Origin of the sequence: Flammeovirga aprica JL-4, from assembly GCF_012844305.1 — a bacterium.
GTDB lineage: Bacteria > Bacteroidota > Bacteroidia > Cytophagales > Flammeovirgaceae > Flammeovirga > Flammeovirga aprica.
Map to the genome: position 1 here is coordinate 23,754 of NZ_JABANE010000093.1, position 11,886 is coordinate 35,639.

At 35.0% G+C, this 11,886-nt stretch carries 8 protein-coding genes; 3 read left to right on the forward strand and 5 right to left on the reverse strand.

What is annotated here, in order from left to right; translation table 11 throughout:
* Positions 1-13: 13 nt before the first annotated feature.
* Entirely contained in the window at positions 14-244 is a 231-nt protein-coding gene (locus HHU12_RS35955; RefSeq protein WP_394353207.1) for a DUF3781 domain-containing protein, read from the forward strand.
* Between the two features lie 25 nt (positions 245-269).
* On the opposite strand, the gene HHU12_RS25340 is transcribed toward HHU12_RS35955, so the two are convergent.
* From HHU12_RS25340 to HHU12_RS25350, 3 genes are all read right to left on the reverse strand, one after another.
* A complete protein-coding gene (locus HHU12_RS25340) occupies positions 270-1,814 on the reverse strand; it encodes an ATP-binding protein (RefSeq protein ID WP_169659531.1) in 1,545 nt (514 codons plus the stop codon).
* 332 nt (positions 1,815-2,146) lie between these two features.
* Positions 2,147-4,039 carry a glycoside hydrolase family 36 protein gene (locus HHU12_RS25345; protein ID WP_169659532.1) on the reverse strand — a complete coding sequence of 631 codons (1,893 nt, stop codon included), beginning with the start codon at positions 4,037-4,039 and terminating at the stop codon, positions 2,147-2,149.
* 439 nt (positions 4,040-4,478) lie between these two features.
* Entirely contained in the window at positions 4,479-6,971 is a 2,493-nt protein-coding gene (locus tag HHU12_RS25350; RefSeq protein WP_169659533.1) for a hypothetical protein, read from the reverse strand.
* Positions 6,972-7,446: 475 nt separating this feature from the next.
* Between HHU12_RS25350 and HHU12_RS25355 the strand changes: the two genes are divergently transcribed.
* Together HHU12_RS25355 and HHU12_RS25360 are read left to right on the forward strand one after the other, a co-directional pair.
* Positions 7,447-7,809 carry a DoxX family protein gene (locus HHU12_RS25355; RefSeq protein WP_169659534.1) on the forward strand — a complete coding sequence of 121 codons (363 nt, stop codon included), beginning with the start codon at positions 7,447-7,449 and terminating at the stop codon, positions 7,807-7,809.
* A gap of 505 nt (positions 7,810-8,314) precedes the next feature.
* Positions 8,315-9,757: a S41 family peptidase gene (locus HHU12_RS25360; RefSeq protein ID WP_169659535.1), complete on the forward strand. Its 1,443-nt coding sequence runs from the start codon at positions 8,315-8,317 to the stop codon at positions 9,755-9,757.
* Between the two features lie 59 nt (positions 9,758-9,816).
* On the opposite strand, the gene HHU12_RS25365 is transcribed toward HHU12_RS25360, so the two are convergent.
* Together HHU12_RS25365 and HHU12_RS25370 are read right to left on the reverse strand one after the other, a co-directional pair.
* Positions 9,817-10,782: a glycerophosphodiester phosphodiesterase family protein gene (locus tag HHU12_RS25365; RefSeq protein ID WP_169659536.1), complete on the reverse strand. Its 966-nt coding sequence runs from the start codon at positions 10,780-10,782 to the stop codon at positions 9,817-9,819.
* Positions 10,769-11,689 (reverse strand): glycerophosphodiester phosphodiesterase family protein, encoded by a 921-nt coding sequence (locus tag HHU12_RS25370; RefSeq protein WP_169659537.1) that lies wholly within the window; start codon positions 11,687-11,689, stop codon positions 10,769-10,771. Before HHU12_RS25370 ends, HHU12_RS25365 begins: the two co-directional genes overlap by 14 nt.
* Between the last annotated feature and the right edge of the window lie 197 nt (positions 11,690-11,886).

Here is an 11,886-nt window from a genome sequence, read left to right on the forward strand (position 1 = left end):
AGAAATTATTAACATACTCTGTTACACTGAACTTGTCTATGGAAGAATCAATAAGAAACTTTCCATAGCATTGAATAAAAATGAAATTGAAAACTTGCTCTTGAAGGTACTTCAAAATACTGATGAGAAAGACTATGTGAAGATAGGGAAGAACTATTATATTAGCAACTTGGAGCACAATATCAGAGTGACCGTGAATTCTTATACCTTTAGGGTGATTACTGTGTATAGGTTGGAGAAATAGTAAAAAACTATATTATCCAAATTCCCTAACCAATCTGTTCCATTAACCAATTATCTATTTTCTTTTGCTTACTTGAAAAGTTCACAGCTATTCCAATTAGGTCCTTATGTTCAGCACCGTACTTTTCAAGATAACCTTTATCTTTTATCTGTTGCATAGCTTCTTCTGCTGATTGATCATATTTAAACTCAAAGCAATAAATATGAGTTCCTGTTTTCACAATAGCATCTGCTCTAGCATCAGACATATTAACTTCACTCTCAATAAAAATTCCTAGATAATAAAAGGTTAGATGTAAGACAGCATGGTAAAACGGTTCCGAGTTAGGGTGGATATGAGAAGGGAGATTTTTCAACATCACATTCGTAAGTCGAATGACTTCAGAAATGGAATTGCTCTCAAATGCCCTCTTAATATTAACTACCATAGTGGCTGATGAAGCAGCGTACGTTCCACTAAAAGCACCTAAAAGATGTTGCATAAAAGCAACTTTCACTTCCTTATTAGGATAACCTAAAGTAAATAAACCTGTTTCAGTATCCTCTTTTTTAATGGTCAGATACCCTGTCTGAAAAAGTAAAGAAATTGGATTATAATCATCTTCTATTCTAAAAGACTCAAATACGCTTTCTCCTATTTCAATATCATCAACATTATAAAGTACTTTATCTTTTAAGAGATTAATCAAAAAAGACGGTGTTGCTGTTGCGAACCAATAGTTAGCAAACCTCAATCCATCAAAAAGATTCAAAACTCCGAATGGATTGTATAATTTGTCTTTTCCTAACCAATTATAACCATTATACCAAAGCCTCATTTTTTCAATGACCTCATCATAATTTAGATTTTCATCTCGCATCAATAATTGTATTCGATCATGGAAATGAAGCTTTATTTCTTCCTCTGTGTAACCTACCAGTGTATTGTATTGTTTCTTGAGCGTAATATCATTCAAATTATTCAGGTCAGAAAAAATACTCACTTTTGCAAACCTAGAAACCCCTGTTATGAATACGAAACGAAGACTCCCATCTAAATCTTTCAATACAGAATAAAACTCCTTCATCACTTTTTGGTTTTGTTCTGCTAAATCAAGTTCAGTACCTATATAATCAATGATAGGTTTATCGTACTCATCCACCAATATGACCACTTCATCATACTGTTTATGTAGAGCAAGAATTAATTCTTCAAATAGTTCCTTTAGATTGGTTGCTGTTAGAGTTACTTTATATTCTTTTCCTATCTTAGTTAAGCGATGAATTAATGCTTTTCTTAACCCTAATTCTTGGTAATTCAATAAAGCAAAAGGTAAATTAATAACAGGGTTTGTAATTGACCAATCCCATTGATTTTCAATCATTAAACCTTCAAACAAGTCTTTACTTCCAGAAAAAAGTTCATTTAGTGTACTGATCAGCAAAGATTTTCCAAACCGCCTTGGTCTTGATAGGAAATAATACTTACTTTCTTCAACCAATTGATGAATAATTCCTGTTTTATCTATATAAACAGCGTTTCTTTCTCTAAGCTGACGAAAGTCCTGTATACCTATCGGAAGTTTCTTCATAATCTTTTTTTGTACTTAATATGTTATCCCAATCAATTCTAAAATAGTAGAAATTATTTAAAACACTTCAACAGTTGAAACCTTCCCATGAGAGGTTTAATAACAACACAAGTTATTGAGGCACTCTAGCAAAAATATTGAAAACCTTGATTCTTATATAAAGATAGTAGAGTTTTCTGTATATACACATCTTTAGTTTTTCAATTTTATTCAGAATTCACTTTATCCATTCAGCAAAATTTCTTTTATAAAAAAACACCCCAGCACTCACTATAAGCACTGGGGTAAAATCCAATATCACAAATTATAAATCTGTTCCTAGAAAATCTGTATTATTTGCCTAATTGACCTTCTGCTTTAGTCGCCACTAATAATTTGGCAGCGTGAGGTGCTAATTGCTTCACAGTATATTTCCCTTCGAATTCACCGATTTCTTTCTCTGTCCAGAAATCAGTTAATTTAGCTCCTTTGATCAATTCTACGTCCATATCAATTGGCTCTTCCGTCCAGTTGAATACATAGTAATATTGTGTATCACCTAAGTCCGTTACACCAACCTCTAATTTTGAGTTTTTGAACTTGGCACCTTTACCCGTAGGCTTTAATAATTTCTTTAAGATTTTGAAATCCTCATCTGTCATTAACTCCGCTTTATCACTGCCTAATGAGAAGCCACCTACAGCATGAATTGAAGTTAAATGGAAGAACCATTCGTCTTTTGTAATTTCTTTAGGATTACCGCCAAATGGGCTGTCTGCAGTTTGTACGATACAGTCAGGATCTGCATCCCATACCTTTTCGTTTTGCCAGCAACGGCTTAAGTTTTGGATGGCTAATTTTCTGAAGTTCGACCATTTTCTGTTGATATCTGCAGATGTACGTTGTGCAGTTACCAAGCCTAATGAAGGCCAGATAGGAGCGTTACATCCTAATACTACAGATTGGTCATCACATCCTTTTAAGATCGCTTCCATCCCTCTTCTATATGCCTCAATACGAGTGGCTGATTTGTCATAGAATGCACCATCTTGGATCGCACCCCAGTAGTTAGCATCTAGTTTGAAGTAGTTTACACCCCACTCTTCACGCATTGTTTTGATCACATGCGTTAAATGTGCTTGTACTTCTGGATGAGTACCATCTAAACAGTACCAAGGACCTTCTCTCCAACCACCAAATGTTACCGAACTAGAGTTCAATGGTTTCCCATCTTTTCCTTTTACGAACCAATCTGGATGCTCTTTGAATACTCTTGATTCTTTTTGAGCAATAAATGGCGCTACCCAAATTGCAGGTTTGAAACCTCTAGCGGCAATACCGTCAATTGTTTTTCTAACATCGCCGTAAGCAGGATTTGGATCTAACCAATCACCCATATACGGTTGGTAACCGTCGTCTAACTGAATGTACTCCATTTCAGGAACTTTCTTTGCGAAGATATCCAGGTTTTTCATCATGATTTCATCTGTGATATCTTCTTTGTAGCAGTACCATGAACACCATCCGATAGGCATTTTTTCGCTCTTCATTGCAGGGTGATTTTTTACAATTTCATCCGACATTTCATCGTATAAATCACCTTGGTTTTCACCATCAATAAAGATAAAATCTTCTAGGTTCCAGCTTTCTCCTGGAGCTAATGCCAAACCTTCCGCATCAACAGCGATCAACATTTGCTTTTGGTCATAAGCAATACGACCAATGAATTTTTCACAAGAAGTAAAACCTAACATAAAGTTTTCTTCCTCATCTACATTGATGTTCAATAAGCCGTAAACTGTAGGAATATTTCTCAATTCCTTCATTCTGTAGTGATCCTTATCAGAGTTTGAACCTCTGTTTTCGTGCTTCGCTAATGTACCACCGTTTTGATGCAACATCTGAAAACCTTCGCCATACACGGGAGACTCAGGGTTGATACCGTGCTTCTCTAATGCAAAAATGATAACTTCTTTAGGGTTAATTACTTTGTCACTTGTATTGGTTAAAACCGTTTTACAAATGTTACCTTCCCATTTTCTTGATAATTTGTAGTCAGACGACGGTATTACATTTCCGTCTTTATCATCTAATACTGAAGGAGATTTTTCTAACCTCTCTCTAAATAATTTGGCTTTTGCAGAATGGTTAGCCACCGATGCCTGGTCTCCTTCTAACTTCGTATTACCGCATCCCCATACTAACAAAATAGTAATAGCTGATAATAAAAAATTTCTCAACTTCATAAGTATACTTTTTAATTATTGCTTGTTATTTAAGATAAAAAAATCAGAAAGTCCTATGATATGAAATAGGAATGATGTTCTCGTTTCACCCTTGTTATATAGTACTTTTTCAATTTCATTTCATTTTTGTTATTCTTCCGAAATCAAAAGTTTGACTTCATCGATCACTTTCAGTTTTGACCTTTTTACTGATTGCAATTTCGCGCAAAAAAGCGTTCTATATCTTTCAAAAATTTACACTTTTATAAAAAAGACATCTGATAATGATCTTTCTTTTGCGTTTTTATATCATTTCATCTGAAATCAAAAAAGTTAAAACCAAAAAGGGCTTTATTCCACCGTTTTATTGAACTGACTTCTCCTAATCAATACACACTCAAGTACTACTTGACGTTGGTATCTGTAATCGTTTTGAATGATCTAAAAATAGCAAATTATCTTACCAGACTAAAGCAGCACTTTTAGAAACTTTGATTGGTTCTCCTTCTGTGAATAATAATAACTCAGCTTTAACATTAGAGTGATTTTTTGATAAAAGCATCACGATATTTTCTCCTTTTTTGGCTAAAAAATTTCCTTTCACTTTTGCATTCACCTCTTCTTTCAGGTTCCAGTTCTTATCATAAACTTTAGCCTTTTCACCTCCCCTGTATTCCACATATTGTGTCTCGTTGTTCTTCAACTGAAGTCGAGCTTTGACAATCAATTTCGATTTGCCAACCTGAAGCATTGGATGGACTAATTCCCCTTCTCCCATCATCACTCTGATGATAAATTGTGGTGCTTGAGCTTCATATTTGTTGCTCATAAACTTCGTTTCACCAAAGAATAAATTCGCTTTTGGTGTAAACATACCGTCTTCCTGCTTCATATGGAAAAGCTGAATTGGCGGGTCTTTTTTCAAATCTTCCTTGATGGCTTCTTTGCTTTGTGCCATCATCTGAATAGGATAAATCAAATACTCCGTATCCGTTTCTCTTAATTCATATCCAATCTCAGATGCCAATCTTCCTTTATACCTTTGGTGGGTAGAAAGCATCTTTTCTCTTTGATTTTGCGTCAGCTTACGGCTTACATCTTTCCATTTCGGTAATAATTTCAACAATTCTTCCGATCTGCCATAAGCATCCAAGTCTTCCAAAGTAATACCAAACATTGGGTCTGGACGTAATACAGAAAAGTTTCTACCATTATAAGCGGCTTGAGTACTCAACATAAAGTGTGCGGCTAAAAGATTAGAAGCACCTCTTAATTCACTCTTGTGTGTACGGCTTTTTCTTTCCAAACGTAACGATGCTCTTGCGTGGTTATGGTCACCTACAGGAGAAGTAAGGAACTTTTTCGTCTGATTTAATCTGTATTCTATAAAACCTGAATCAGGCTCTTTTCCATAAGAAGTACGTGTCACAACAGGGTGATCTAAGTTTTCATATACGATTTGGGCAAATTTTCTAAAACCCCATTTCCCATCATAATCATGAATTTCAGCACCATCAAAAGATGTGTTAGAAATCTGACAATCATTCAATAAAGAAGCGTAATTTATTGCTACTGTTTTGAATAATTCAGAGTTATTTTCTGGTATATAGACCACATTATAAGGCAACACCATTCCTTTGACAACTGCTCCTTTGGTATGATTTCTTTTGACAGTATTTTTCGCTTTTCTGTTTTTGATATAAAACTTCCAAGTACCATTTTCCCCTGCCTCTACCTTTGATACTTTGATCAATTCATTATCAATTTTCACATAATCAAATTTCATAAAAGGACGTGACGGTTCCGAAAGAAAACCTACCAATTGTTTCTTTGTCGTAAAATCCTTTGGTAGCTTATACCAGCTTTCTTTTGGCTTAAAATAAATAACATTACTTTCTTCAAATAGGCTCTCCTCCAAAGTACCGTCTACCCATGAAGCTAAATCTTCTGATAAATTAGGCTTTACATATAACGGATCGTTTACGCCAATACCACCACTTACATAGTGAAGATTGACACTACGTCCTTTCTCTCTTTGCTCTAATGAAAACTTTCGTAATTTCTCCTGATTTCCGAAAATACCATCTACGGCCCAGTTGGGTTTATCTCTTGGCCAGAATCCGCCATGCCAGATGTTTGTAAATAAATTGATAGTTGTCACACCCGTCATCTCAAAATATTTCTCGTAGAAAGGTAATTCATCGATCACTTGAGGAGCAATATACATCACAGATTGATCTGCAAACATCACTTGCCAATCTGCCAACCACTTTTTCGCTCTCTCATAATTCCACTCTCCTTCTACTACAGGGTGCGGTATATTTTCTTCACCCCATGCTCTGATAATACTTTCGTCCTCTGCTTCAGGGCTTGAATTGTAATAATAAATGAAACCACCTAAAGAATTACCTTTGTATCTTTCCCAAAGATGCTCTATCGCAATATGGAAATTCATCTTAGGACCAACACTTTTTTCAATACCGGCATAATCATAGGACAAGCCTTTCATTTTTTCATTCGATGCAATCATACACTCTAAAGTAGATCCTACCGGAAGGTCGCCATAAAAATCTTTCAATGTAAACGCTACATAAGTGGGTTTTGCTTGAATGCTGAAAGTAGCATAAAATTGTTTGTCTTCCGTTACAAAAACAAAGTTATCGTCCTTTTGATAAACGCTTGTAAAATCAACTTTTCCTCTTTTGGGAAGATCCAGAAAGAAACCTTTTGTGTTGCGTGAATTTAAGATTTCATTTCCATTACTTGTTGTCAGTGATTTGAATTTTCCATCGGCTCCTAAAGTAATCGTAATACGGTCTGTTTTGAGGACTGCATCTTGAGTAAGTACCTCTAATTTTTTTGGTTTCTTCTGAGTAGATATATCCTGCCCGTTTAATTGAATTCCCAAAAATAGAAATGGGATCAGTATAAGTAGTCTTAATTTATTTTTCATTTTTCCCTTTTTAAAAATAAGTATTCCAAAAATTTGAGATAAAAAAATTGCAGTTGCAAAAGAAAGCTGAAAACAATAGAGCATGTTTGAAATATATCTTATTCACACTCTCTTTTAAATTTTCACTAACGGAAAGGAAAATACCTTGATGGAATTCTTTGATTTTGCTAATATAAAGATGAAATAGGATTTAAAACAACCTCATTAACAAATTGCTAATGAAGTTGTTGCTCCTAAATTTAATATTCGTTTAATTTCATAAATAGAAAGAAGAAGTTGTTGTGAGGGAATAGTACTATCTCTCTAACCATTAATTTGTAATCTATGTTATATGCATTGAAATAATCAATAGAAATTCCTTCTAATTCAATTGAAGAAATTATTTAAATGAATAGGGTGGTCTATTGTTCACTTTTTTAAGACGGTAATTGCAAAACTATATTTGGAATTAGTATTGAATACTTTTGTTTAGAGCATGAAAAAAACATTATCTATCATTTTAGCAGTCATATTACTACTAAGTGCAGTCGCACATATTATGTCTCCAGGGTTTTATGCACCCATGATTCCTTCATTTATTCCGGTTTCATTGGGGAATATACTGGCTACAATAACAGAATTTACAACCGCCATTTTATTATTGATACCGAAATACAGAAAATGGGGCGGGCTGTCATTTATGGCTTTAATGATCACTTTTCTACCATTGCACATTTGGGATATGTTTCGTGATGTTCCTATTGTAGGGCCCCAACCGCTGACAACTATACGGTTAGTTTTTCAATTTGCTTTTATTTTTGCTGGATGGTGGATTTACAAAACTTCTAAAGTTATATGAGTTCATTTTGTAAAATCAATTCTATTTCAGAACTACATAAATCCATTGGTTATAAAAAACTGAACATTCAATTTAGGTTTTGAATATCAGCAGTATTTCAGCCAGTTATTTAAAAATAAAAAGGGAAGACACCAAAGGAATTTCGCAGAAAAGTGGTTGGAAAGAGTTACGAATGAGGAATTAAAAACAAAGAGTGAAGGAAGAGTAATGCCCTCTTTTATATGATTATTCATAAGCTGTAAAACAAGTACACGTTCAGCAGGAATCTATTATCATGAATAAGGATTGAGCTTAAGCTTGATTCTTTTTTCGAATCCCAAAAAGAACCCTTGTACTGTACTAGACTCTTATTCTTTCATAAATCTCTAAACGTTAAAAATCAAATTCTTTTTCTATATTTGTTAATAAATGAGTCTACCTCAGCTTTTATAACTTCCAAACATAATGTCCTGCGAGACACACTCATAGCTAAATAGTACTTTATAAAACTAAACTATTATTAAATATGTTACGATCAATTCTTTCATTTTTACTTTGTACAATCAGTCTCACTGTAGTCGGTCAGAGAACTTTATCAGTAGATAAAATACATGAAGATTTCGACTTTCTAATTACTGAATTAAAACTCCAACATCAAGGGCTCTATCAATATGTCGATAGTAGTCAGGTCAATTTGGCGTTAGATAGCATTCGGAATACTATTCATGAACCTCTAACGAAGCTTGATTTCTACCAAAAACTAAGATGCGTGATTGGATTAACCAATGAGGCACATACTTCAATTTCATTGCCCAAAAAGGAGATGATTAAATTAGGTTTGTCGAATACTATTTTACCCATTGGGGTAATGGTACTGGACAACAATTTAGTGCTGACGCAAAATTTCGGAAAGCCCATTCCAAAGGAACTTCTGGGAGCCAAAATTCTGAAAATTAATGGTGTTGAGATTCATGAAATTCTAAAAAATATATACACCTTATTACCTACCGATGGGTTTAATGAAACGGCAAGAAAGGAATGGATTGCAGGTGTGATCTTTTCTTTGCTCTATCGAATAGAATATGGTGCATTTTCAGAGTTTAAGCTTGAAGTTGAAGGTGTAAATAATAAAAAAGTGGATCTTGTATTGTCTTCTCTACGACTTACTAAATTTAAAGGAAAGAACAAGCAGTTTGAGGAACACGACTATGATTATGAGGAGTTTGTATTTGAACAAGTTAATGACTCCATCGCCTATCTTAGTGTCCCAAGTTTTGATAAAAGTGCGACAGATTTTGAGTCTTTTTACCGCTCTAGTTTTCATAAAATCGATTCTCTAAACATCACTCATCTTATAATAGATGTTCAACATAATGGTGGTGGTGAGGAAGGAAATGAGAACCTACTATTTAGTTATTTATCGGATAGTGTAATACAAAAATATAAACGTGTTACTATGATGGATAAGCCTTATCAGAAAAACAAGAATGATGAAGGGATTATTGAAGATAAATGGGCTTTCAAAGACGGTTTAGGCTATAGGGGTGACTTTACTTTATGGAGTGATTATTATTCCAATTTGGGTTATAAAAAACCAGACCCATCACTCCTATTTAAAGGCAAAGTTTATGTATTGACGAGTGGGTTGACTTTTTCAGGTGGAGCGGAATTTTCTAGTCTAGTGCGTATGACCAATAGAGGTATCTTTATTGGTGAAGAAACGGGAGGTACTTACCAAGGGAATGTTAGTGGCTATTCAGAGTATGTAAAGTTGCCTCATTCAAAAATAGAAGTAAGCATTCCAACAGTACATTTTCAGATCAATGTAAATCCTGAAAAGGAAGGATATGGCGTTATACCAGATTATACTGTCACCAATCACAGAGAGGATTATTTATCGGGTAAAAACTCAAGAAAAGAGTTTGCTATTGAACTCATTAAGAATAAGAAAACGCTGATTGTAGAATAAAATATACAAAATAGCCAACCCCATCACTGGGGTTGACTCACTTTCAATAATACACCTCATTACAAGTTTCTTACTCCTCTTTCTTCTAAATACTTAATCAATTCTTCTGGACGATCAGTCATTAAAGCGTTGGTTCCATTGTCGATCAACCAACCCCAAGCGGCATCGGGTCCTTCAATCAATACTCTCTCATCATTATGCCCTGCCACAAGGTCATCCCACAATGCACACGTTTGAACTGTGATTCCTTGTTGATTCATTCTTTTGATTTCCTCTGTGATAAAGCAATCTTCCTCGTCAAAAATCATTTCATAACCGATCGGTGCAATTTCTCTATTATAATTAGCGATAAAAGCTGTTTTGTCTTTTGTTCTAGGCCATACTTTAGGGAAATAGATGATGCTGTCCATCAATGAGCCATACTTCTCACGCATAAATTCGATAGAATCATCCCCTTTAAAAATACCTTGGTTTACCGTCCCTGTTTTCTTTAAAACATCATAAGCTTCTTGTACAGTTTCTCCTTCGGTTTTATCCAAATTGACCATGATTTTCCCTTTACAAAGTTCCATCACTTCTTCCAAAGTAGGCACTTGCTGACGGGAATAACGGATGCCACAATTACTTTTCAATCGTAAAGCCTTAACCTCTGCCAATGTCATATCAGAAACCTTTCCTTTTCCGGTTGTTGTTCTATCAACAGTGTAATCATGCATCGCCACCAAATGACCGTCTTTTGTCAAACGGAAATCAAGTTCAACAATATCAATTCCTAAATCAATGCAACGCTGAATACTCAATAGACTGTTTTCTGGTGCGTACCTCCAATCTCCACGGTGGGCAACGGCTAATACATAATCTTTTGTAGGATTTTTAATCTTGTCTAAGATCTTTTCAGCTCTGTTTTTTGAAGCAATTGGCGACGCTACTTTTGCTTCTTGAAGTGGTGCCTGACTTTGCTTTACATTGCATGATCCTAAAGCTAGAGTCAATGCAAAAGTGATATATAATTTATAGTTCTTCATTTTGTTTTTCGTTTTTGATGTATTGGATTAATGCTTCTGGACGGTCTGTTTGGATCATGGTCGCTCCTTGTTCCAAAATCCAACCCCACGTTTCGTCTTTGCCTTCAACCATGGCTCTTTCGTCGGAATGTCCCCCACTTAAGAAATCCCAAAGTGAGTTGATCCATACTTTTCCATTGCCTTGTTTTACTGCATTGAAGATATCTTGAGTGGCTTGATTGTATTCTGGAAAACATACCTCAAAGGCAACAGGCTTGATCTTCTCTTGGTATTCTTTGATGTCTTGCATCACATTAGGGTTAGATGGGCGAACGATTGGCATAAACCATACTTTTTCTAATTCATCTCCCATTTGTGCCTTTACTTCTGCATAAGGTTTTGAGGATTTGAAAATACAATGATCTCGCATTTCCATTCGGTCCACTAAAGCCAAAACTTCCTCCAACCATCTGTCGGCTTTATCCAAGTTCAATAGAATTTTTCCTTTCGAAGTTTTTAAAGCATCTTCTAATGTTGGAATCGTGTAAACAGGCTGTGGGACTCCTAATCCGTCTTTTAAGTAAAAGGCTTTAAGCTCCGCTAATGTATAGTTTTCAACTTTGCCTTTTCCGTTTGTAGTACGGTTGATGGTTTTATCGTGCATCAATACAAAATGCCCATCTTTGGATCTTTGAATATCAATCTCTGCTACAGCCACTCCCATTTTAATGCAGTTTTCGATGGCTTGCAAAGAGTTTTCCGGAGCATTTCTCCAATCGCCTCTGTGAGCAATCACCATCACTTCTTTAGCTTGGTGATCTTGTAGGATATTGATCCAGTCTTGTGCTGATTTTTGTTGTGCTTGGGCTGATAATGACCATAATAGTACAGCTCCAATTTTGATAAAAAGGGAAATAATTGGTTTCATATTTTTGTTTTTTTTTGGAGGTGCAGCACCGCCCTAATTCAACGGTACCGCTTGATCTAATCCAATCTAAAATTCTTTTATACTTTTTTAGAAGTCAGAGACTTCTGATGATCTGCAAAGCACAAGTGACGAACTGTGTTTAAAAGCAAATTTATTTCATAATTCAACCAAATTTTATTTTGGTTTTGTTTTTTGTA

Excerpts from the sequence above, each read along its gene's own strand:
- HHU12_RS25370 (WP_169659537.1), bottom strand. The coding sequence starts at position 11,689 with ATGAAACCAATTATTTCCCTTTTTATCAAAATTGGAGCTGTACTATTA.
- HHU12_RS25345 (WP_169659532.1), bottom strand. The coding sequence starts at position 4,039 with ATGAAGTTGAGAAATTTTTTATTATCAGCTATTACTATTTTGTTAGTA.
- HHU12_RS25350 (WP_169659533.1), bottom strand. The coding sequence starts at position 6,971 with ATGAAAAATAAATTAAGACTACTTATACTGATCCCATTTCTATTTTTG.
- HHU12_RS25360 (WP_169659535.1), top strand. The coding sequence starts at position 8,315 with ATGTTACGATCAATTCTTTCATTTTTACTTTGTACAATCAGTCTCACT.
- HHU12_RS25340 (WP_169659531.1), bottom strand. The coding sequence starts at position 1,814 with ATGAAGAAACTTCCGATAGGTATACAGGACTTTCGTCAGCTTAGAGAA.
- HHU12_RS25355 (WP_169659534.1), top strand. The coding sequence starts at position 7,447 with ATGAAAAAAACATTATCTATCATTTTAGCAGTCATATTACTACTAAGT.
- HHU12_RS25365 (WP_169659536.1), bottom strand. The coding sequence starts at position 10,782 with ATGAAGAACTATAAATTATATATCACTTTTGCATTGACTCTAGCTTTA.